Source organism: Rothia koreensis (genome assembly GCF_004136575.1).
Lineage (GTDB): Bacteria > Actinomycetota > Actinomycetes > Actinomycetales > Micrococcaceae > Rothia > Rothia koreensis.
In genome coordinates, this window is the sequence record NZ_NOIQ01000001.1 from 17579 (window position 1) to 38594 (window position 21016).

Below are 21016 nucleotides of genomic sequence, written 5' to 3' on the forward strand. Positions count from 1 at the left end.
TGTCCACGTCCCACGGACGGAATCCGAGGGACTCGTACAGCCCGACCGCGGCCGTGTTGTCCGCATCCACGTAGAGGACGATCGCGTCCAGGGGTTCCTCGGCGGAGTCGTCCTCACCGAAGCGGGCCAAGTAGTCCATGCCGATGACGGTCAGAGCCCGACCCAGCCCGGTTCCCTGTGCGTCCGGTGAGACGCCGACGGCGTAGACTTCCCCCTCCCGGGAGCCCTGGTCGGTGTCCTCGATCTTGGTCCAGTGGAAACCGAGCAGCGCCGGATTGCCGCTGGAGTCCTGTTCCGTCTCGGCCAGGAAGAAGCCTTCCGGCCTGAACCAGGAGTCGTTCTGCCGGGCGCGGAGGTCCTCGATGCCCAACTGACCCTGCTCCGGGTGGTCGGCGAAGGCCCGGGAATTGAGATCCACCCAGGCCTCGGCGTCCGAGTCCTGGAAGGTCCGGACGTGGACGGGCGGTTCGGGGGCGTGTTTCTCGGCGAGTTCCCGGATGCTCTGGCGGGCCTTGGCGGTGAGGTCCAACCGCATTTTCCACAGTTCGCGCACCGGGACATAGCCGAAGCTGTCGGCCAGAGACATCGCGGCCAACGGGGCCGAATACTCCCGCGAGCGACCGGCCACGCCCGAACCGTGAACCCACACCCGGTAGTCGTTGACCTGTTCTCCCAGGCCGCTATCGCCCAGAAGCATCTCGGCGACGGCACGCCCCAAACCGGAGCCCCGGTGCTTCGGGTCCACCATGCCCTCGACGGTTCCGGTGGACTCCGCGTCCTCGGGTGGGGTCGCGATTGCCGCGGCAACGAGGGCCTCGCCCTCGAACGCCGTGATGACCAGGGGTGCTGCGGATGCGCCGTCGCTCTGCTCGGCCGCCCGCCTGAGTTGGACCAAGGTTTGCTCGGACAAGGGCTGGGCGCCGTCGGCCGAATGTGCGCGCTGGGCCAGATTCTCGATCTGACCGACCAGGTTCGAGTCCGGACGTGTGCTGTCCAAGGAGTATCGAGAAGCCGCATTTCCGAGCGCTGAAGTCACCGCGTACCTGCCCATTCCGGTTAGCCTGCTGGTAGGCGGTGCCGTGGCACCGCCGTGTCTTTCTCCACTCTACAAGCCGGCACCAGGGCCGGCCCCGCGAAGCGTGCTGCCCAGGGAGAAATGTGGACGAACATTTTCTGACTGGCATCGGCTGATTCCGCAGACGGTCACTCCTGCGGCGTCGGCCGTGCCTCGGTGAAGCTGTATCCCACGTTGCGCACCGTCGTGATCAGCTGGTCGTGGTCAGGGCCCAATTTCGCGCGCAGCCGACGGATATGGACGTCCACGGTTCTCGTTCCCCCGTAATAGTCGTATCCCCAGACCTCGGAGAGCAGCTGCGCCCGGGTGAACACGCGGCGAGGATTCTGCACCATGAACTTGAGGAGCTCGAACTCTTTGTAGGTGAGGTTGAGCGTGTGCTGACCGGCGCGTGCGGAGTAGGTGGCTTCGTCCACGATGACGTCCCCGCACCTGATGACGTCTTCCTGAGCGGCCGGCCCCTGGGGACCCGCCGCCGCGAGCCTGATGCGTGCCTCGACCTCGGCCGGACCCGCCGAGTCCAGCAGGATGTCGTCCACCAGCCAGTGGGGTGAGACGGCGGCCAGGCCTCCTTCGGCAAGGACCATGACCGTGGGAGTCTCCAGGTCGCTTCCGCCGAGCATTTGGACGGTATTCCGGGCGTTCACCAGGGCCCCGGTGCCGTCGACGAGAAGCAGTTCCGGGGAGCGGGAGGCGATTTCTGCGGGCGAGGCGGCCAGAGGGCGGACCTCCGCCTCGTGCGGCAACAGGGCCAGGGCGGGAACGACGTCGGCGGGCGAGCTCGCGCCGTCGCTGAGCATGAGCATCTTGACCATTGGCGTCGTCCCTTCCGGAGGTTTCACTCGTTCCGGACGCGCGGATCCGGGAGCTTTCTGATCGTTCCCGGTGCCGTTCGTGCGAAACGGGCCGGGACACGGGGAGGCTCCGTTGCCATGTGATCGCCAGTATAAGGCCAGATTGCCGAGCGGGCGGCATGCTACATGTCGTTGCCGCGTCCCACCCCACGGATAGACTGGGCGCAAACGACGGGCAAACGCCCTGGCGGGGGCTCAAGCTCCGTCCCACTCATGAACGACCCTGGAGGATCTGTGGCTCCCAGCGACGTGCCGACCGGAACCCACGCATTGCGGACCGTGGGGACGGAAGGAAGGCAACGCTATTGGCTCGTGGCGTTGTCGAGCCTGATTGCCCTCGTCGTTTCCTTGGTCGGGGCGGTTCTCTCGCCCGTGGTCTCCCTGGTGGCAACGGTTCTGCTGGTCGCTCTCATCGCGTGGGGGTGGCCCGCTGCTTCCGGTATCGCCGAATTGCGAGGAATCAAGAACGTTCTTGCGCACAGCGTGATCTTCGCGCTCTGTGGCTGGGCAGGTTGCGCACTGGTCTATCTTGCGCCGACGGGCAAGCTGCTGACCCTGTTGCCCGCGGTCGTGGCCGTCGGCGTCGTCGTGGTGTTTCTGGCCGAATTGGTTCGGGGAGAGGGCGCCGCCGCCCGGCTCGAATCCACGATCAGCGGAGCCGTGGGCGTCTTCACTGCCGTGAGCGCCTCGGGATGGGTGGGGATGGCGTTGATCCACCATCGCACCGAGACGGGGGCCAGCGTTTGGGGCGCCGGCGCGATTCTTGCCCTGTGCATCGGCATCGTGGGAGCGCGAATGATCGCTGCGGGGCCCGAGGGCGGATTGCGGCGCGGGGCCATGACACTCGGCGTCACACCGGTCGCATTCTTGGGGGTCCTCGGGTATGCGGGCACGCTGGTCATCGATCGCGTGATAGCTTGGTTGCCATGATCATTGCACTCGAAATCCTGTTCCTCACGTTGTTGGGGCTGGCATCGTTGTCCATCCTGGGCTGCGCCGCGCTCGTGGTCGGTGGGCTCTTCCGAGGCCAGAAGTAAAGCACTCAGCGTAGTCAACGGCCCGGGCGTGGATGCTCGGGCTTTTGGCGTTTAAGATGGGTGCATGGCTATTGAAATCCCCACGGATCTGACCCCTGAACTTGTGCCCTTCGCGTGGCTGCTCGGCCACTGGGAAGGCGTCGGAGTCCTCGGCTACGCCGACGAAGAAGAGAGGCAGTTCGGGCAGATCGTCGACTTCTCCCACAACGGCCTGCCATACCTCGAGTACCGCGCCGAGTCCTACCTGTTGGACGACCAGGGCAACCGGACCCGCCAGATCAGCGTGGAGACCGGTTTCTGGCAATTGGACCGCAAACAGGGCGATGAGGACTCCGGTCCCGGGTTGTTGCCCGGCGCGGAGAAGCCGCTCCTCCAAACCGCCGCAGATGTCGAGAAGATGCGGAATGACGACGAAGCCTTCGACATCCTCGCAACGATCAATCATCCGGGTGGGGTGAGCGAGCTGTACGTCGGCGTCATCGATGGCCCCCGGATCCAGATGGCCACGGACGCTGTGATGCGCGGCGCCAACGCGAAGGAATACACTGCCGCTTCGCGTATGTACGGTCTGGTGAATGGGGAACTCATGTGGGCCTGGGACATGGCGGCAGCCGGTCAGCAGATGAGCTCGCACGCATCGGCGCGTTTGCGCAAGGTTGACGTGGCCGCATGACCTGGTCCTCACCTCTGCTCTCATTGGACGGTGCCGTCGAAGCCGGCGGCCAGGACAGCGGCGTCGCCGCGCACTATGGGGATCCCATCCGCGAGCAACGCGGTCTCGCCCGGGCAACGGTCGAACGGCCCGTCGCCGTCGATCTGTCCAACCGCGGCGTCGTCTCCGTGTCTGGGGAAGACCGCGCCAGCTGGCTGACAACGTTGTCATCTCAGGTCATCGACGGTCTGCCGGCGGGGGCGAGCACCGAGACCACGTTGCTGTCCGGCCAAGGACGCATCGAGTACCAGCCGCACGTTGTCGTGTCCGAGGACATGGTGTGGCTCATCGTCGAAGCGGGCCAGAACGAGGGCCTCGCCGAATTTCTCGAGTCGATGCGTTTCATGCTCAGGGTCGATGTCAGGGACGAGACGGCCGACGTCGCCGTCATCGGATCCACGGTCGACCTCCGCGGACGCGCAGGCGTCCCCGCGGAAGCCGTGGCGTGGCAGGATCCCTGGCCCCAGATCGGCGTCGGGGGCACGACCTACGCCGGCACGAGCCCGCATCCCGGCGAGGGCTGGCAGTACTGGGAGATTCTCGTCCGGAAATCGGATCTCGCATCGCTCCGTCCCGAGTGGGCAGGAACCATGGCGCTGGAAGCGTTGCGGATCGAGGCCTGGCGGCCCCGGTATGCCACCGAGGTCGACGCTCGAACGATCCCGCACGAACTCGACCTGATGCGGACCGCCGTGCACATGTCGAAGGGGTGCTACAAGGGGCAGGAGACCATCGCTCGGGTGCACAACCTGGGGCACCCGCCGCGGCGGCTCGTGTTCCTCGACCTGGACGGTTCCGAGCACACGCTCCCCGAGCCAGGCTCCGAGGTCTTCGCCGTCGGAGGGAAAAGGGCCGTGGGTCGAATCACGAGCGCCGCGTTGCACCACGAGGCGGGTCCCATCGCCCTGGCGGTGATCAAGCGGACGGTGGATCCGGAGGCTCAGCTGGTGGTCCGTGACGACACCTCGCACGTGGCAGCGGAGGACGCCGGAGACGACTCGCCAGAGCCTGCCGTCGTCGAGTACGCGGCCGCGCAAACCGTGATCGTCAGCCCGGATGCGGGACAGGCCGTGGGGCGGCGCAACAGGGACGACTTCCTGAAACCCTGAGAACCGGTCGTCGCGGCGGGGGCTTTCGGCCGGAGCCGGACGCCGCGCCGTCCGGAGCGGTCGGGGTCACCGCCCGAAGAGCACCTTGGCTTCGTCCCACCGCGCCTGGGGGACCGTCTTGAGCCCACTCAACGCTTCCTCGAAGTCCACGCGGGTGATGTCGGTGCTGTCCAGGCCGACCATCTTGCCCCATTGGCGGTCGTGCACCAGGTCGACCACGGCCATGCCCATGCGCGTGGCGAGCACTCGGTCGAAACCGGTCGGTGCACCGCCCCTCTGAATGTGACCCAGGGTCGTGTTCCTGGCCTCGATGCCAGTCATCCGCTCGATCTCGTGGGTTACGTATTCGCCGATTCCGCCGAGGCGAGGCCGGCCGTCCTGCTCGAGGCCCTTCTCGTGGACGACCTCGTCGAGCCCCTCGGGGATGAATCCTTCAGCCACGACCACCAGGGGAGAGCGCCCGCGTTCGTGGACCTCGCGAACCCAGTCCGCGACCTGGGTCATGGGGACTTTCTGTTCGGGAATCAACACGGCGTGAGCTCCCGCGGACATGCCGGAGTGCAACGCGATCCACCCCACGTGCCGGCCCATGACCTCCGCGACCATGCAGCGGTGGTGGGATTCGCCCGTGGTCCGCAACCGGTCCATGGCGTCGGTCGCGATGGAAACGGCCGTATCGAAACCGAAGGTGTAGTCGGTCGCGTTGAGGTCGTTGTCGATCGTCTTGGGCACGCCGACCACGGGGAGGCCCGCATCGGAGAGCCTCTTGGCCCCTGCAAGCGTTCCCTCGCCGCCGATCGCGACGATCGCGTCGATCGCGTGGCGCTCGAGCATCACCGAGATGTTCTCCGGACCGCCCTGCGGCCCATCGAAAGGGTTGGTGCGTGACGTCCCCAAGATGGTTCCGCCCGTACGGGCCAACCCGCGAACCCGCGTTCGGGGCAGATCCATGATGTCGCCCTCGACGACCCCACGCCATCCGTCGCGGAAACCGACGAACTCGTCATCGTAGGTCTTGACCCCATTGAGCACCGCACCACGAATCACCGCGTTGAGCCCGGGGCAATCTCCGCCACTGGTCAGAAGTCCGATTCTCATGGGGTGTCTCCCTCGCTACGAGTCGAAGTATTCAACGCCTCTCAGTGTAGCGAATAGTTGGGAACTTGTGGATGTCCACATCGAGCGAAAGCGGCAGGTCTGCCCCGGAGTCCCGAGAGGCTTCCGGCTCACCTCGTCGGGCCAGTGTGGGTTTGTGTTGGTTTCTGTTCTGGTTCCGCAAACGTCGGCCCCGGGCCACGGAACGGCCCGGGGCCGCGGATTGTCAGCGCGACGCGGTCGCCAGCAATTTCTGGATTCTTTCCACACCCGCGCGGAGGTCGTCATCCGCCAGCGCATAGGAGAGTCGGAGGTATCCGGAAGGGCCGAAGGCTTCGCCCGGAACTACCGCAACTTCGGCTTCGTCCAGGATCACGTCCGCGAGGTCCGCGGACGAGGAGATCGTGCGTCCGGCGATGTTCGACCCGAGCAGGCCGGTGACGTCCGGGTAGGCGTAGAAGGCGCCCTGGGGAGTGGGGCAGGTGATTCCGTCGATCGCGTTGAGCCCCTCGACAATGGCCCTGCGCCGCCGATCGAAAGCGGCCCTCATCTCGTCGACGGCGTCCATCGGTTGGGTCACGGCCGCCAGGGCCGCCCTCTGTGCGATGTTGTTGACGTTCGACGAAAGGTGCGACTGCAGGTTCGACGCGGCCTTGACGACGTCCGCGGGGCCGATCAGCCATCCGACGCGCCATCCGGTCATCGCGTAGGTCTTCGCGACACCGTTCAGGATGATGACGTTTTCCCGAAGCTCGGGGGAAGCGGTGGCGATCGAGGTGAAGGGGGTGCCGTCGTAGGTCAGGTGCTCGTAGATCTCGTCGGCGATCACGAAGATCCCCTTGTCAGCCGCCCAGCGTCCGATGGCCGCGGTCTCCTCCGGGCTGTACACGGCGCCCGTGGGGTTCGACGGCGAGACGAAAATCAGCGCCTTCGTCCGGTCCGTGCAGGCCGCCTCCAATTGATCGACGGTGACCTTGTAGCCTTGCTCGGACCCCGCAAATACTTCCACCGGGTTGCCTCCCGCCAGACGGATGGCCTCGGGGTAGGTCGTCCAATAGGGGGCCGGAAGAAGGACGTCGTCGCCCTCGTCGATGACCGTCGCAAAGGCCTCGTAGACGGCCTGCTTGCCGCCATTGGTCACGATGACCTGCGAAGGATCCACGGAGTATCCGGAATCCCGCAGTGTTTTCTCGGCAATGGCCTGGCGCAGTTCGGGGAGGCCGGCAGCCGGCGAGTACCGGAAATTGGCCGGGTCGTCCAGCGCCTCGCGGGCCGCTTCCACAATGGGGGCCGGGGTCGCGAAATCGGGCTCTCCCGCACCGAAACCGATCACGGGGCGCCCTTCGGCCTTGAGTGCCTTGGCTTTGGAATCCACGGCCAAGGTGGCGGACGGGGCAATGGCGGCGATGCGTGCCGAGATGCGCTCCTGGGACGGCATGGTGCTCACTTTCGTTGAGAACGGTTCCGGAATCGCGGCCCGTCGGGGTGTGCCCGCGGGTGCTGCTCCAATCCTATGCGCAGCCCGGTGCCGAGGACATGCGCAGAACATGCTTGTGGAAACATTGCTCAAGACCGGGCCGGCGGGATCCACGGAACCCGTCTCCGTCCCCAGCGAATTGCGGGCACTCGACAAAGTCGCTAAAGTTGAACTCCGGTGCTCGCCACCGAGGATCGCTTATGCCCGAGGGCACCAGCGCGGACCTGAAGAGCTGAGGGCGGTATCCCGTCGAAGGGCAGTGGCGCAATTGGTAGCGCAGCGGTCTCCAAAACCGCAGGTTGCAGGTTCGAGTCCTGTCTGCCCTGCATTTTCATCCCCTCACGAAGACCCATTCGTGGCATATAGTCGACAACGTTGTACAACGTCCAAGCCATAACGTCAGAAAGGGGCGGTACCGAATGGCTAAAGCTGCTGCTGCGGGAGCCGCCGATCAGGAGTCCAGTACCGAGAAGCGAGGCTTCTTCGGGAGGATCGTCCTCTTCCTCAAACAGGTCATCGGCGAGCTGAAAAAAGTCGTCAGCCCGACTCGTCGGGAACTCCTCAATTACGTGATCATTGTCCTGGTTTTCGTCGCGTTCATGCTGTTGCTGATCTTCGGCCTCGACTACCTGTTCGGGCAGGGAGCCTTCTGGCTCTTCGGTGACGGCGGCTTCGGTCAGAAGCCGCAGGGCCCCCAGGGCTAAACTGAGAATTCAGACGAATCCGCCTCGCGGCCGTGCCAATGGGTTGCGGGGATGCGAAGACCCCCAAGAAAGCAGGAAACGCAGTGTCCGAGCAGGAACTCGATAACTCCGCCGAGGAGAACCAGGTCGATCAGACCTCTCCCGAGCAGGCAGAGCAGGCCGACGCCGCGGAGCAGTCCAGCCAGTCCGGCTTCGAACAGACGGAGTCCGCGTTGGTCTCCTCCGCTCAGGATGATTCTGAGAACGCGGAGGACGCATCCGGCGACTTCGACGACACCGTCGAAAAGGTCTCGGAAGCGGCCGAAGAGGACGCGGACGTCGACCCGATGCAGGAATTCCGTTCGAAGCTCCGTCGCCAGGAAGGCGACTGGTACGTGATCCACACGTATGCCGGTTACGAGAACCGAGTCAGGACCAACCTGCAGACCCGTGCCCAGTCGATGAACATGGAGGACGATCTCTTCGAGATCCAGGTCCCCATGGAAGAAGTCGTGGAGATCAAGAACGGGCAGCGCAAGACCGTGCGCCGCGTGAGGATCCCGGGCTACGTGCTGGTCCGCATGAACCTGACGGACGAGTCCTGGGGCGTCGTGCGCCACACGCCCGGCGTGACCGGATTCGTGGGCCAGGATGCTTACAACCCGGTGCCGCTCCGGCTCGATGAGGTTGTCGACATGCTCGCCCCGGTTTTCGAGGCGGAGCAGGCCGAAGCGGCCAAGGACGCCGGCGAACCGATCCCGGCCGAGGTTGCTCCTCAGGTCAACGTCGGCTTCGAGGTGGGCGAGTCGGTCATCGTCAAGGAAGGCCCCTTCGAGACCCTCCCGGCGACCATCTCCGAGATCAAGCCCGAAGCGCAGCAGCTCGTGGTTCTCGTTTCGCTCTTCGAGCGCGAGACCCCCGTGAGCCTGGGCTTCAATCAGGTCACCAAGATCTGATCAATTTCTTCTCGCACGCAATGCGCGGTCCCGCCCACAAAGCGGTGACCGCGCATTCGTTCGTGATGCAGTGATATTGCTCCCCCTGAGTGGAGAAAACCATTCGTGCGGGACTACACTGAGATTTTGCGTGTGCTCGTGCGCTTTGGCGTGCTCACGCGCGGTCGCCGCGCCACGGTGACCACCCGCCGTCGTACGCTCCTGTGCGTCGGTCAGCCCCAGAAGAAAAGGACCTCAATTGGCTCCCAAGAAAAAGGTCGCAGGCCTCATCAAGCTGCAGATCCAGGCAGGTGCCGCCAACCCGGCGCCCCCGGTTGGTCCCGCGCTCGGTCAGCACGGCGTCAACATCATGGAATTCTGCAAGGCGTACAACGCCGCCACGGAATCCATGCGCGGCAATGTCGTGCCCGTCGAGATCACGGTCTACGAGGACCGCTCGTTCACCTTCATCACCAAGACTCCTCCGGCCGCCGAGCTCATCAAGAAGGCCGCCGGCGTCGCCAAGGGCTCCGGAGTTCCCCACACCAACAAGGTCGGCAAGATCAGCATGGACCAGGTCCGTGAGATCGCCGAAACCAAGATGCCCGACCTCAACGCCAACGACATGGACGCGGCTTCGAAGATCGTTGCCGGTACCGCTCGTTCGATGGGCATCACCGTCGAGTAGTCCCGCGGGATTTCCGACGTTCATTCAATAAATCATTCAGCCCGCTCTCGCAGCGGGGGTCCGCCACATGAGCGGGCCAGTGGCAGGGCCGGCGCGGTCCGACAGACCACAACTGCACAAGGAGAAACAAGCAGATGGCAAAGCGCAGCAAAGCGTACCAGGCAGCCGCAGAGAAGATCGATCAGGACAAGCTCTACGGCATCGGTGAGGCAATCCGCCTCGCTCAGGAGATCAACTCCTCCAAGGCCGACACCACCGTGGAGGTCGCATTGCGCCTCTCGGTCGACCCCCGCAAGGCCGACCAGATGGTTCGCGGCACCGTGAACCTCCCGAACGGCACGGGCAAGACCGCGCGCGTCGTCGTGTTCGCCCAGGGTGACAAGGCTGCCGCGGCCGAGGAAGCCGGCGCCGACTACGTCGGTTCGGACGAGCTCATCGGCAAGGTCGCCGACGGCTGGGTCGATTTCGACGCCGCCGTGGCCACTCCGGACATGATGGGCAAGGTCGGTCGCCTGGGCAAGGTCCTGGGTCCCCGCAACCTCATGCCGAACCCGAAGACCGGCACGGTGACCATGGATGTTGTGAAGGCCGTGGGCGACATCAAGGGCGGCAAGATCGACTTCCGCGTTGATCGCAACTCCAACCTCCACTTCATCATCGGCAAGTCCTCCTTCGACGCCGCCCAGCTCGAGGAGAACTTCCAGGCAGCGATCGAGGAGATCGCGCGCCTGAAGCCCTCCGCCTCGAAGGGACGTTACGTCTCCAGGATCACCGTGGCCACGACCTTCGGCCCCGGCATCCCGGTCGACCCGTCGGTGGCCGAGAAGTAGGAATCCGGATTCGATCGGAACGGTCACGAAGACCTTGACGATCGTGCCGACCACGAGGCCCCGCACCGTCCTTGGCGACGGTGCGGGGCCTTTGTGCGTGCCCAAGGGAGTGAAGCCCGCGCGAGGCGCGTGCACCAACGGCGAAGGAGCGAAACCGCTGTGAGTCTGGTCTTCGAGGCAGTCAGCAAATCGTTCGGTGGCGAGCCGGTCCTGCGAGAGCTCGACCTCACCGTCGGTACTGGTCAGCTCATGACGGTGCTCGGTCCGTCAGGTGGGGGCAAGACCACCATGCTCAGGATTGCGGCGGGGCTCGAATCGCCGACGTCGGGCGTCGTCCACCTGGACGGGAAGCCGGTGCGACTGGGCGATTCGTCGGTCGCGTTTCAGGACACCCCGCTCTATCCCCACCTCTCGGTCCTGGACAACGTCCTGTTCCCGCTCCGACTCAAGGCGGCCCGGGGAAAGAACTCGCGGTACAGGACCGACCGGGAGCGCCGCGCCGCGGCGTCGGACGCCCTCGAGATGATGCACATCCCGGACTTGGGGCCGCGGCGGATCAATCAGTTGTCCGGCGGCCAGCGGCAGCGCGTCGGTATTGCCCGCGCGCTCGTGCGCGACGTCGGCCTGTACCTGTTCGACGAGCCGCTCGCGCATTTGGACCAGGCGTTGGCCCGCGACATTCGTGAGGACCTGCGTGCCGTGCAGCGAGAGAAGGGGCTGACCATGGTGTACGTGACGCACCAGGTGGAAGAAGCCTTCGCTCTCGGGGACACCGTCACGATCCTCAATGACGGCCGTCTCGAACAGATCGGCCCGCCCCAGGAGCTCTGGCAGAGGCCTGCGACGCGATTCGTCGCCGGATTCCTCGGCGGACATTCCATGAATTTCGTGCCCGGCGAGGACGGGATCGTGCGAGGTTTCCGGCCTGAGAACTGTCTCCTCCAGGACTTTGCCGGGGTGCGGACCGACCGGGGCAATGAGTCCGTTCTGCGCTTCAACGGCACGGTCGTGGGGTCGTCATTCCTGGGGGAGCAGACGCTCGTCGTCGTCGACGCCGGGTCCGGAATGCGGCCCCTTCGGGCGTTGCTGCCCTCGGTGCGTTTCGGTGAGCCGGTCGACCCGCCCGCCATCGGGGAGAAGGCCTGCGTGCTCGTCGATGGGGTGAATGTGCACGAATTCGACGCGGCAACCGGGCAACGGGTTCTTGCGGCTGACTCCCGCGGAGGAGCCATCGCAAAACCCCAGTGATGTGCGTCCCATCGGGCTCCTCCGGGTGGCTCCGTCGCCGGACGTGTGGTTTACTGGAATTACCAAAGACCGCCGGTCGTAGGTTTTGCACGCCCCCGGGCGTGTTTATCCGCCATAAGAGTTCCCGCAAGGAACGGCCAGCGCAGGTGAACGTGACACAATCGGACTCCGTGCATTCTCATGCGCGTTGAGATTTCGCTGTGCCCCGCCATCTGCGCGGGGCATTTTTTGTGGGCTCATGGGCGCCCGGCAATCAGACCGGAAGGAGTACCATGGCGACACCGGAAAAGGCGGCCGCTGTATCGGAGTTGAGGGAGCTTTTCTCCAACTCGGACGCTGCTGTTTTGACTGAGTATCGTGGTCTCACCGTGAGCAAGCTCGGAGAGCTTCGTCGCTCGCTCGGTGAGAACGCTGAATATGCCGTGGTGAAGAACACGCTGACCGCCATCGCGGCCAGGGAAGCCGGCGTCGAGGGCCTGAACTTCGACGACCTCAACGGCCCCACCGCAATCGCCTTCATCACCGGGGAACCGGTTGAGGCGACCAAGAGCCTGCGTGACTTCGCCAAGCAGAATCCCCAGCTGGTCATCAAGAGTGGTTACTTTGAGGGTAAGACTCTCGGTGAAGCTGACATCCAGAAGCTTGCGGATCTTGAATCTCGCGAGGTGCTGCTCGCCAAGGTTGCGGGTGCCGCAAAGGGCTCCCTCTCCAAGGCCGCCGCACTGTTCCAGGCACCGCTGTCCAAGACTGCTCGTACCGCAGAGGCTCTGCGCACGAAGGTCGAGGAGCAGGGTGGAGAATCCGCTGCCTGAGACGTCCTCGGACGTCACCAACGGGAACCCGTTGGCCCTGCGCCTCAGCCTGGGGAGCAGGAGAATCCAAGATCCGTTGCAGGAAACCTCTGCAACCAGACATAAGAAGGAGCCAAACACATGGCCAAGCTGACCACTGAAGAACTCATCGAGGCTTTCAAGGAACTGTCCCTGATCGAGCTGTCCGACTTCGTCAAGGCCTTCGAGGAGACCTTCGACGTCACCGCTGCTGCCCCCGCCGCCGTTGCCGCTGCACCGGCCGCCGGTGGTGATGCAGGTGCTGCCGAGGCTGAAGAGCAGACCGAATTCGACGTCGTGCTCGAGTCGGCCGGCGACAAGAAGATCGGCGTCATCAAGGAAGTTCGTGCCCTGACCTCCCTCGGCCTCAAGGAAGCCAAGGACCTGGTCGACGGCGCTCCGAAGCCGGTTCTCGAGGGTGCTTCCAAGGAAGACGCCGAGAAGGCCAAGGAGCAGCTCGAGGGCGCTGGCGCTACCATCTCCCTCAAGTAATTCCTTCCGGAATTCTTTGGTCGAAGGCTCTCCCACCCGCGCGGTGGGGGAGCCTTCTCCCGTTTAAGGCCCTCGAGTCAAAACCCTTGGCATGAGCTGCGGTCGGGCTCAGACCCTCTCACGCAGTTCGGAATACAGGAGGAGCGCGGATCAGTCGAGGGGTAGGCAGTCGATGCGCTGCCCGTCTGTGGCCCCCTCCGGTGGTATGACGGCCAGAACATCCGCGGCAGCGAGGCCCGAGAGCATGTGGGACCGGGTTCCCGCGCAGGGGCGAGCGACGTCGTCGTCCAGAACGCAAGGGGCAAGGGTCGTGACCGCCTTGCGCGAAGGAGGCACGTCCCGGCCCAGCACCGCGGTCCGAAGGCGGGGCATGGTCCGACCCAGGAACCCCGCCAGGGCCACGGGCGCCAGCCCGTAGAGGGATGTGTGCGCCGCGAGAGGATTCCCGGGAAGGCCCAGAACAAGACGGTCGCCCGGCAGGCGTCCGACGATCGTCGGGTGTCCGGGGCGGACGGCGATCGACGTCGCGACGAGCTCCGTGCACATATCCTCGAGGATCTGCCGCACGAAGTCCTGGCTCGAGGACCCTGAACCTCCCGTGAGAATCACCAGGTCCCCGCTGGCCCAGGAGATCCACTCGCGGATGACGTCGTGGTCGTCGTGCAGCCTCGTGCGTTCGCTGATATCCGCGCCCCAGCCGCGCAGCAGGTGCGGGAACTGGGCGGAGAAGGCATCACGGACCTCCCCGGGCTGCGGAACGCCCGAGTCGATCACTTCGTTGCCTGTGAAGGCCATGCTGACGGACATGGGCCGCCGGGCGGAGACGACGTCGATGCCGCAGGCCGCGAGCAGAGCAACGTGTCTGGGGCCGAGAACGGTGCCCGCGGCGACGAGTTCGGCACCGCGTTCCATTTCCTCGCCGCGTCGCCTCATGTCGCGGCCTGGGTTGTAGGGATGGTCCGGGAGGCTCCGGACCGTCGTCCCGCGGGTTTCGGCGTGCTCGATACGGACCACACCCTCGGTTCCTTGGGGCAGAACCGAACCGGTCAGGACCGGCCAGGCTTCCCCGACGCCGATGCTGCCGGATCGACGATGGATATTGCGTTCCCCCGAGGACCGCACCGGATCCGAGACCAGGCGCCACGGACCCGGTCCGGCCACGGCGTATCCGTCCATGGCAGAGGACTCGAAGTGGGGAACCGGTATGGGGCTCACGATCGGTGCGGACGTCGTCGTGCCGAGAGCGTCCTCGAGCCGCAGATTCTCCGGACGATCCAGGCTCCGGCCGATCTCTCCCGCCAGCTCGTACAGATCCTCGCGGACCGTGGTCCAGTCCCGCCTCACGTTCGACTCCCTGAGAAGCGTCCGGCGGTCCCGTCGACGAAGCCCAGCGATACGGCGTCGTCCCACGTGTCGATGTCCTTGCTCGAGCCGGTCGGAAGCTCGACGTCCACGGGGGAGAGGCGTTTGAGCCGGGACATCACGGACTGAGATTCCGCGGGTTCCGTGAAGGCTTCCAGGGCGCGGTCGAGACGCAGAACCGACATGAGCGGTTGCCACCTTCCGTCCTCCACCCCGATGAACGCGGTCTCCTCGGAGCCGTGGGCGAGGACGGCGCGGCGAAGTTCGGCCAGGCCAGGGCCGGGGTGAGGCATGTCAGCGGCCACCACGAAGACCCAGGCGCGTCGGGCGGCGTCGGGGCCGCTGTCCCGCACATCCGTGCCGTCCATGAAGGACAGGCCGGCGCGGATCGCCGCGGCCGGACCCGAGTAGGGCGGATCCTCCCGAACGAGTCCCGCGTCCGCCGGTAGTGGGATATTCTCCGGGCCGACGACGACGCATTCGGCGGCGCCCACCTCGGCGAACCGGTCCAGGTCGGTGAGCACGGCGTCCACCAGGGTCAGGCCGTCTCTGGACAGGAGGGGTTTGTCAGGAGTCGGGCCGGGGGCCGACGCGTGGAGCCGGGAGGATCGGCCACCCGCGAGGACGATCGCTCGGAACCGGATCGGAAGGAACGGGGCCATCGGTCAGCCTCCGGCGAAGGGCGGCATGATATCGATGCGCTCGACGTTCGCGAGAGGAGCCGACGGTTCGGCTCTGCGCCCATCGGCCAGGAACGTGCATCGTCCGAAGACCTCCGCCAGCGTCAGGCCTGCGGCTCGGTGCTCGGTGTGCTCTCGTCCCAGCGTCTCGACCAGATCCGCGAGGGTCACGAGACCGTTCGCCCCGGCGTCGACGGTTTCGGTCGACTGGCCGCGGGCCGCCCGCGCAGCGGCGAAGTAGTGGATGTCGACCAATTCTCAGCCTCCGATGGCGCTCATGCTGCGATCGGGCTGAACAAATTCGGGCGTACCCAGACCGACCTTGGTCTGCCCGTGGGCCTTGGGCTTGGTCCACATCGCGGCCTGCCAGATTTCGGCTATCCGCTCGTCCGTCGACCCGTCCCTGAGCGCCTCCATCAAGTCGGTTTCCTCGTGGGAGAACAGGCAACTGCGGATCTTGCCGTCGGCCGTGATCCTGGTCCGGCTGCAGGCTTCGCAGAAAGGCTCGGTGACCGAGGCTATGACGCCGACCTGGCCGAGGATCGGTGCCGGATTCCCGGCGTCGGCCGCGCCCAAGGGATACACGTCCCACAGCTCGGCGGGCGCCGATCCCCGGGGCTCGGCCTGGGGCACCAGGTCGAAGTCCTCGGAAATGCGATCCCTGACTTCCCCGGCCGTCACCATGCCGCTGCGCGTCCATTCGTGGTCGGCGTCGAGCGGCATCTGTTCGATGAACCGGAGCTGGAAGTCGTGGCGCAGGGACCACTCGAGCAACTCGCCGGCCTGGTCGTCATTGACCCCGCGCATCAGGACTGCGTTGATCTTGATGGGATGAATCCCCGCCTCGGCTGCGGCCTCGAGGCCACGAAGCACGTGAGGGAGCCGGTCCCTGCGCGTGATCTTCGCGAAGGTTTCGGGGCACACCGTATCGAGGGACACGTTGATCCTGTTGAGCCCTGCCTCGACGAGACGATCGATCTTCTTTTCCAGCCCGATGCCATTGGTGGTGATCGACATCGGCAAAGTGGGGTGGAGTTCGCGCAAGTCACCGAGGATCGTTGCCAGATCGGCGCGAACGAGCGGCTCGCCGCCGGTGAATCTGACCTCGCGGACTCCCAGGAGCCTGACGCCGATGTCAGCGATGCGGACCGCTTCGGAGGCACTCAGGAGCTCGTTCTTGCCGAGCCAGTCCAGCCCTTCGGCCGGCATGCAGTAGGTGCACCGCAGGTTGCACTTGTCGATGAGTGAAAGTCGGAGATCGTTGGCTACGCGACCCCATTGGTCTTCCAAGAGTCCCAATGCTGCCTCCTCGGATGTATTGCTCCACTACCCACGGTACTCGGGTTCACGGCTTCCTTGGAACCGAGCCGGCATTCACCCTCGGTGTTGACCAGGCGGAACAGAAAGAAGAGTGCGGAGCCGGGCTGCCCCGTATTCGATAGGAAGGTGATGTACATTTCCATGGGGAGCCATGTCACACGATAATTCACTCGAGAGGAAGCACCTATGAGCAACGCACAGCAGCCCACGTCCGGGAACCGGGTGCGACGCGGCCGTCGCACGAGGTTTGGTGCCGGCCTTTCGGTGGCCGCAGCCGGTGCCCTGTTGCTCGCGGGCTGCGGCGGGTCCTCCGGGGATTCAGGATCGGATGACTCGGAGACGGTGACGGTGTTCGCTGCCGCCTCGCTGAACAAGGCGGGTGACGAGCTGGCCTCCAAGTACAAGGAAGACCACCCGGAGACCGACATCAAGTGGAACTACGCAGGATCCTCCAAACTGGTCCAACAGATCGATCAGGGCGCCTCCGCCGACATGTTCATCTCCGCTGACCAGCAGAACATGGACAAGGCCCTGGCTCTGGACGCCTTCAAGGACTCCCAGGACACCTCCGTGATCGCAACCAATACGTTGCAACTCGTGACCGCACCCGGCAACCCGGGTGACATCCACTCGATCCAGGACGCCTCGGGCAAGCCGGTCGCCGTCTGCGCGCCCGAGGTTCCGTGCGGGACCCTCGCTCAGCAGGCACTGGACGCCGCGAGCGTCGAACTCGACGACGCGAGCCAAGAAGCCAACGTGTCCGCCGTCTCGACCAAGATCAGTCAGGGCGAGGTCGATGCCGGATTCGTGTACTCGACCGACGCGTTGAACATGAAGAAGAACAGCGAAGACGTCGAAGCCATCGACCTCAAGGGCATCGAGAAGAACAAGTACCCGGCAGCCATCACCGATTCTGGCTCGAAGAACGACGGTGCCAAGGACTTCTACAAGTGGCTCGAGAGCGACGACGCCAAGAAGATCCTCAAGAAGTACGGCTTTGGCTCGGGGCAGTAATTCCAACTACACGTTCCCCGCGTGGCTGTACGTCCCCGCGGGGATCGCGTTGCTCCTGGTCCTCGGGCCTCTTCTCGGCCTCGTCGTCAAAATTCCCTGGTCCGAGGCCGGAAGCCTCCTGTCCGAACCGTCGGCGGTTCAGGCCCTCGAGCTGTCCCTGACCACGTCCTGCATCTCCACGGTGTGCTGCATTCTGGTGGGTATTCCGCTGTCCCTCATGCTGACCAGGTCGGGGAAGGCGCGTGCCTCCGGGTCGGGGAGGGCCGGCTCCGGTGGGCTGGCTTCCGCGTTCAGCGGCCCCATGGCCTTCATCGTCTATGCCCCGCTCGTGCTGTCTCCGGTGGTCTCGGGCCTGGCTCTGATGTTTTTCTGGGGTCGCAACGGGTTGCTCGGCAAACTGTTGGCCGAAGGCAACGTGACGATCGCGTTCACCTCGTGGGCGGTCATCCTCGCCCAGGTCTTCGTCTCGATGCCCTTCTTCGTCTCCACGGCCGTCACCGCCCTCACCGCGATTCCCCGAAGGTACGAGGAGATCGCCGCGACGGAAGGAGCAACGCGCAACGAGGTGGCCCGCAAGGTCCTGTTGCCGCAAGCCCTTCCCGGCCTGCTGACCGCGGGGCTCCTGAGCTTCGCACGGGCCCTGGGCGAGTTCGGGGCGACCATCACGTTCGCGGGGAATATCGAAGGAACAACCCGCACCATTCCGTTGAACATCGAAATCGGGCTCAGCTCCAACGACGTCGACGCCGCGCTCGGAAGCTGCATCATGCTCCTGGCCCTGTACGTTCTGGTCGTAGGACTTTTGCTGATGGCCCGTTTCCTGTCCTCGCTCCGAAAGGCGGACACATCCCATGCATGACGCGGAACCCTTCGCTCCTGCGGAATACCGTGAACACCTCGTCAGCCTGGCCCGCGACCTGGGAGCCGGGCCCAGGGCCGAACGGGTCGAATTGGCCGCCGCCGTGGGGCGTGTGCTGGCCGAGGACGTCGTCGCCCCGGCAGACTCGCCGCGTTTCGACAATTCGCAGATGGACGGGTATGCGCTCAACGCGGACGCGGTGGGCCGCGAGGACAGGTTCTTCGGCGCCGGGCCCGTGGTTCCTGCCGGGACCGATCCGGCGAAGGAATACCCTCTGGGACTCGACCGGGCGGATACCGTCTGCCCGATCATGACCGGGGCCAAGCTGCCCGAGGGAACCTGCGCCGTCGTCCCCGTGGAAAAATGCGATCCGCCCGAATTCGCCGCCCTCGGTGCCCAGGTGCGTGTCCCTCGGCCTCCGGAGGGGCAGTTCGTCCGTCCCGCGGCGTCGGACCTGCGGCGCGGTGAGACCCTGGTATCCGAGGGGCGAACCGTGACCCCTCAGACCGTGGGGGCTCTGGCCAGCCAGAACGTACGCTCTGTTGAGGTCTGGGCCAGACCGCGCGTGCTGATCTGCACCGGAGGAGAGGAAATCTCCCAGTCCGAAGACCTGGACCAGGCGCAGCTTCCGGACGCCAACGGCCCGATGCTCGAGGCGCTCGCCGGACACCACGGACTCGAGGTCGTCCAGAGGATCGTGACGGGAGACGACCCGCACGACCTGAGAAACAGGCTCGACGACGCCATGACGCGAAGGCGCCCGGACCTCGTGGTGACCTCCGGCGGAATCAGCCACGGCGCCTTCGAAGTGGTGCGACAAGTTCTGGAGGGCCGACCCCGGGCATGGTTCGGGCATGTGGCACAGCAACCAGGCGGGCCCCAGGGTTGCGCGGCGCTCGCGGGCGTGCCCGTGGTCGCCCTGCCGGGAAATCCGGTCAGCACCTTGGTCTCATTCCGCCTGTTCGTGGCGCCCCTGGTGGCGCAGGTCTGGGGCGCCGCCGCGGAACCAACGGTCCTGGCAGCACGCTTGTCCGCCGATGTCGAAGGCGTTCCCGCCAAGACCCAGTTCCGCAGGGGGCGACTCGCGCTGGGAGAGGACGCGACCGTATCGGTCGAGGTCGTCGGTGGGGCTGGCTCTCACCTGCTGGCACAATCGGTGGGAGCCGACTGCCTGATCGAGGTACCACCGGCGAGTCACCTGTCCGGAGGAGACGTGGTCAGCGTCCACCCACTGGCACCGCACCCGCATCACGAGGAGCAAACATGACGAACACCGAGCAAGGCCTGACGCACGTCCGGGAGGACGGGTCCGCGCACATGGTGGACGTGACTGGGAAGGACGACACCAGCAGGGAAGCCGTGGCGGTCGGCGTCCTTCGGACCAGGCCCGACGTCGTCGAGCTCATGTACGCGGCCGACCTGCCGAAAGGCGATGCCCTGCCCGTGGCCCGCATCGCCGGCATCATGGGGGCGAAGAAGACCCCGGAGCTGATTCCCTTGTGCCACCCGCTGCCGTTGGGCAAGATCACGGTGGATTTCGAGCGTCTCGACGACGGCGTGCGCATCGAGGCCAAGGTCAGGACGCGGGGAGCAACCGGCGTCGAGATGGAAGTGCTCACCGCGGTCAGCACCGCCGCGCTCGCCCTGTACGACATGATCAAAGCCGTCGACAAGCACGCCGTGATCGGCGACATCCGTGTTCTCGCGAAGTCCGGCGGCAAGTCCGGTTCGTGGACTGTTGAGGAGGAGCGATGACGAAACGCACGGCGTTGGTGTTGGTTGCTTCGACTCGGGCCGCGCAGGGGGTCTATGAGGACCGCTCGGGGGAAATCCTGGTCGACTGGCTTCGATCCGAGGGATTTGAGGTTCCCGACGCCGTCGTGGTCGAGGACGCTCGCTTCGGGCAGACGTTCGGAGACGTCGTCCGGGAACCGGAGGAACGACCGCGGCTCGTCCTCACCTCCGGAGGGACGGGGCTCAACGCGGACGATCGGACGGTCGAGACGGTGACCGAGTGCCTGGATTACGAAGTCCCCGGGATCATGCACGCGCTGTGGCAGAAGGGCCTGGAATCGACCCCGACGGCCGTGCTCTCCAGGGGAGTCGCCGGAGTCATCGGCGAGAGCCTGGTCGTCACGCTTCCCGGGTCTCCCGGCGGAATCAAGGACGGCATCGCGGTGCTCGGCGGCCTGTACGAGCACGCCCTGGACCAGTTGGAGGGCCGACGTGGGCACTGACAATCCGCAGGATCCCGCCTACGTGGCGGAACAGACCGGCGTCATCGTGCGCGCGGACGTGATCGGAGAACCGCTCGAGGACCTGGCCCGCGAGGCCCGCGACGCAACGATGACGCGTGCGATGGGTGCGCTCGTGGTCTTCGACGGGGTCGTCCGGGACCACGACCAGGGGCGCGGCGTCCAGGGCCTGACCTATAGCGCGCATCCGCAGGTCGTGGACGTCATGCACGACGTCGCCGGCCGCGTCTCTGCCCGGCACCCGGACGTCCGATTGTGGGCCGTGCACCGCATCGGCCCGCTCGAGATCGGGGAATCCGCCCTGACCGTGGTCGCCGCGGCGGCCCACCGAGGTCCGGCGTTCCGGGCCTGTGAGGACATGGCCGACACGATCAAGGCGGAGGTCCCGATCTGGAAGGAACAGGTGCTCGACGACGGCACGGTCGACTGGGTCGGGCTGCATTAGGCGACCCCGGGAGGCA

At 65.6% G+C, this 21016-nt stretch carries 23 protein-coding genes, 1 tRNA gene and 1 pseudogene; 17 read left to right on the plus strand and 8 right to left on the minus strand.

What is annotated here, in order from left to right; all coding sequences use genetic code 11:
• Nucleotides 1–4 precede the first annotated feature (4 nt).
• Both mshD and EWU68_RS00100 read right to left on the minus strand, forming a co-directional pair.
• Nucleotides 5–1051, minus strand: a pseudogene (mshD, locus tag EWU68_RS13185) (mycothiol synthase); the annotation flags it as partial.
• 152 nt (nucleotides 1052–1203) lie between these two features.
• On the minus strand, nucleotides 1204–1890 hold the full coding sequence (locus tag EWU68_RS00100) for a winged helix family transcriptional regulator (RefSeq protein WP_129313856.1): 687 nt from the start codon (nucleotides 1888–1890) through the stop codon (nucleotides 1204–1206).
• Nucleotides 1891–2163: 273 nt separating this feature from the next.
• Here EWU68_RS00100 and EWU68_RS00105 point away from each other — a divergent pair, with 273 nt between their 5' ends.
• From EWU68_RS00105 to ygfZ, 3 genes are all read left to right on the plus strand, one after another.
• Nucleotides 2164–2859 (plus strand): hypothetical protein, encoded by a 696-nt coding sequence (locus EWU68_RS00105; protein WP_238692221.1) that lies wholly within the window; start codon nucleotides 2164–2166, stop codon nucleotides 2857–2859.
• 171 nt (nucleotides 2860–3030) lie between these two features.
• Nucleotides 3031–3639: a nitrobindin family protein gene (locus EWU68_RS00110; protein WP_129313857.1), complete on the plus strand. Its 609-nt coding sequence runs from the start codon at nucleotides 3031–3033 to the stop codon at nucleotides 3637–3639.
• Complete coding sequence (ygfZ, locus tag EWU68_RS00115) at nucleotides 3636–4787, plus strand: CAF17-like 4Fe-4S cluster assembly/insertion protein YgfZ (RefSeq protein WP_129313858.1); 1152 nt, start codon at nucleotides 3636–3638, stop codon at nucleotides 4785–4787. The genes EWU68_RS00110 and ygfZ overlap by 4 nt, the downstream gene beginning before the upstream one ends.
• Before the next feature lie 66 nt (nucleotides 4788–4853).
• Here ygfZ and EWU68_RS00120 read toward each other — a convergent pair whose 3' ends face one another.
• Nucleotides 4854–5885 (minus strand): 6-phosphofructokinase, encoded by a 1032-nt coding sequence (locus tag EWU68_RS00120; protein WP_129313859.1) that lies wholly within the window; start codon nucleotides 5883–5885, stop codon nucleotides 4854–4856.
• A gap of 223 nt (nucleotides 5886–6108) precedes the next feature.
• Nucleotides 6109–7320, minus strand: a complete 1212-nt coding sequence (locus tag EWU68_RS00125; RefSeq protein ID WP_129313860.1) for a pyridoxal phosphate-dependent aminotransferase — start codon at nucleotides 7318–7320, stop codon at nucleotides 6109–6111.
• Nucleotides 7321–7612: 292 nt separating this feature from the next.
• Here EWU68_RS00125 and EWU68_RS00130 point away from each other — a divergent pair.
• From EWU68_RS00130 to rplL, 8 genes are all read left to right on the plus strand, one after another.
• Nucleotides 7613–7685 (plus strand) — tRNA-Trp (locus EWU68_RS00130).
• 93 nt (nucleotides 7686–7778) lie between these two features.
• Entirely contained in the window at nucleotides 7779–8063 is a 285-nt protein-coding gene (gene secE / locus EWU68_RS00135) for a preprotein translocase subunit SecE (protein ID WP_129313861.1), read from the plus strand.
• Nucleotides 8064–8146: 83 nt separating this feature from the next.
• Entirely contained in the window at nucleotides 8147–8998 is an 852-nt protein-coding gene (nusG, locus tag EWU68_RS00140; protein WP_238692222.1) for a transcription termination/antitermination protein NusG, read from the plus strand.
• 238 nt (nucleotides 8999–9236) lie between these two features.
• On the plus strand, nucleotides 9237–9665 hold the full coding sequence (gene rplK / locus EWU68_RS00145; RefSeq protein ID WP_129313862.1) for a 50S ribosomal protein L11: 429 nt from the start codon (nucleotides 9237–9239) through the stop codon (nucleotides 9663–9665).
• A gap of 134 nt (nucleotides 9666–9799) precedes the next feature.
• Nucleotides 9800–10495 (plus strand): 50S ribosomal protein L1, encoded by a 696-nt coding sequence (rplA, locus tag EWU68_RS00150; RefSeq protein WP_129313863.1) that lies wholly within the window; start codon nucleotides 9800–9802, stop codon nucleotides 10493–10495.
• A 159-nt stretch (nucleotides 10496–10654) separates the two neighbouring features.
• Nucleotides 10655–11743, plus strand: a complete 1089-nt coding sequence (locus EWU68_RS00155) for an ABC transporter ATP-binding protein (protein WP_129313864.1) — start codon at nucleotides 10655–10657, stop codon at nucleotides 11741–11743.
• Between the two features lie 272 nt (nucleotides 11744–12015).
• On the plus strand, nucleotides 12016–12555 hold the full coding sequence (gene rplJ / locus EWU68_RS00160; protein WP_129313865.1) for a 50S ribosomal protein L10: 540 nt from the start codon (nucleotides 12016–12018) through the stop codon (nucleotides 12553–12555).
• A gap of 120 nt (nucleotides 12556–12675) precedes the next feature.
• Complete coding sequence (gene rplL / locus EWU68_RS00165; RefSeq protein WP_129313866.1) at nucleotides 12676–13065, plus strand: 50S ribosomal protein L7/L12; 390 nt, start codon at nucleotides 12676–12678, stop codon at nucleotides 13063–13065.
• 150 nt (nucleotides 13066–13215) lie between these two features.
• Here rplL and EWU68_RS00170 read toward each other — a convergent pair whose 3' ends face one another.
• Genes EWU68_RS00170 through moaA form a run of 4 tightly spaced genes read right to left on the minus strand, consistent with a single transcriptional unit; the run spans nucleotide 13216 to nucleotide 16406 of the window.
• Complete coding sequence (locus tag EWU68_RS00170) at nucleotides 13216–14409, minus strand: molybdopterin molybdotransferase MoeA (RefSeq protein WP_156265256.1); 1194 nt, start codon at nucleotides 14407–14409, stop codon at nucleotides 13216–13218.
• Entirely contained in the window at nucleotides 14406–15089 is a 684-nt protein-coding gene (gene mobA, locus EWU68_RS00175) for a molybdenum cofactor guanylyltransferase (RefSeq protein WP_129313868.1), read from the minus strand. The genes EWU68_RS00170 and mobA overlap by 4 nt, the downstream gene beginning before the upstream one ends.
• A gap of 3 nt (nucleotides 15090–15092) precedes the next feature.
• On the minus strand, nucleotides 15093–15362 hold the full coding sequence (locus tag EWU68_RS00180; RefSeq protein ID WP_129313869.1) for a MoaD/ThiS family protein: 270 nt from the start codon (nucleotides 15360–15362) through the stop codon (nucleotides 15093–15095).
• Nucleotides 15363–15365: 3 nt separating this feature from the next.
• Complete coding sequence (gene moaA / locus EWU68_RS00185; protein ID WP_129313870.1) at nucleotides 15366–16406, minus strand: GTP 3',8-cyclase MoaA; 1041 nt, start codon at nucleotides 16404–16406, stop codon at nucleotides 15366–15368.
• A 207-nt stretch (nucleotides 16407–16613) separates the two neighbouring features.
• On the opposite strand from moaA, the gene modA reads away from it, so the two are divergent.
• Genes modA through EWU68_RS00215 form a run of 6 tightly spaced genes read left to right on the plus strand, consistent with a single transcriptional unit; the run spans nucleotide 16614 to nucleotide 21000 of the window.
• Entirely contained in the window at nucleotides 16614–17441 is an 828-nt protein-coding gene (modA, locus tag EWU68_RS00190) for a molybdate ABC transporter substrate-binding protein (protein WP_129313871.1), read from the plus strand.
• Complete coding sequence (locus EWU68_RS00195) at nucleotides 17425–18300, plus strand: molybdate ABC transporter permease subunit (RefSeq protein WP_129313872.1); 876 nt, start codon at nucleotides 17425–17427, stop codon at nucleotides 18298–18300. The genes modA and EWU68_RS00195 overlap by 17 nt, the downstream gene beginning before the upstream one ends.
• Nucleotides 18293–19567: a molybdopterin molybdotransferase MoeA gene (locus tag EWU68_RS00200; protein WP_129313873.1), complete on the plus strand. Its 1275-nt coding sequence runs from the start codon at nucleotides 18293–18295 to the stop codon at nucleotides 19565–19567. Before EWU68_RS00195 ends, EWU68_RS00200 begins: the two co-directional genes overlap by 8 nt.
• A complete protein-coding gene (gene moaC, locus EWU68_RS00205; protein ID WP_129313874.1) occupies nucleotides 19564–20055 on the plus strand; it encodes a cyclic pyranopterin monophosphate synthase MoaC in 492 nt (163 codons plus the stop codon). The genes EWU68_RS00200 and moaC overlap by 4 nt, the downstream gene beginning before the upstream one ends.
• Complete coding sequence (locus EWU68_RS00210; RefSeq protein WP_129313875.1) at nucleotides 20052–20537, plus strand: MogA/MoaB family molybdenum cofactor biosynthesis protein; 486 nt, start codon at nucleotides 20052–20054, stop codon at nucleotides 20535–20537. Before moaC ends, EWU68_RS00210 begins: the two co-directional genes overlap by 4 nt.
• Entirely contained in the window at nucleotides 20527–21000 is a 474-nt protein-coding gene (locus EWU68_RS00215; RefSeq protein WP_129313876.1) for a molybdenum cofactor biosynthesis protein MoaE, read from the plus strand. The genes EWU68_RS00210 and EWU68_RS00215 overlap by 11 nt, the downstream gene beginning before the upstream one ends.
• The last annotated feature ends 16 nt before the right edge of the window (nucleotides 21001–21016 follow it).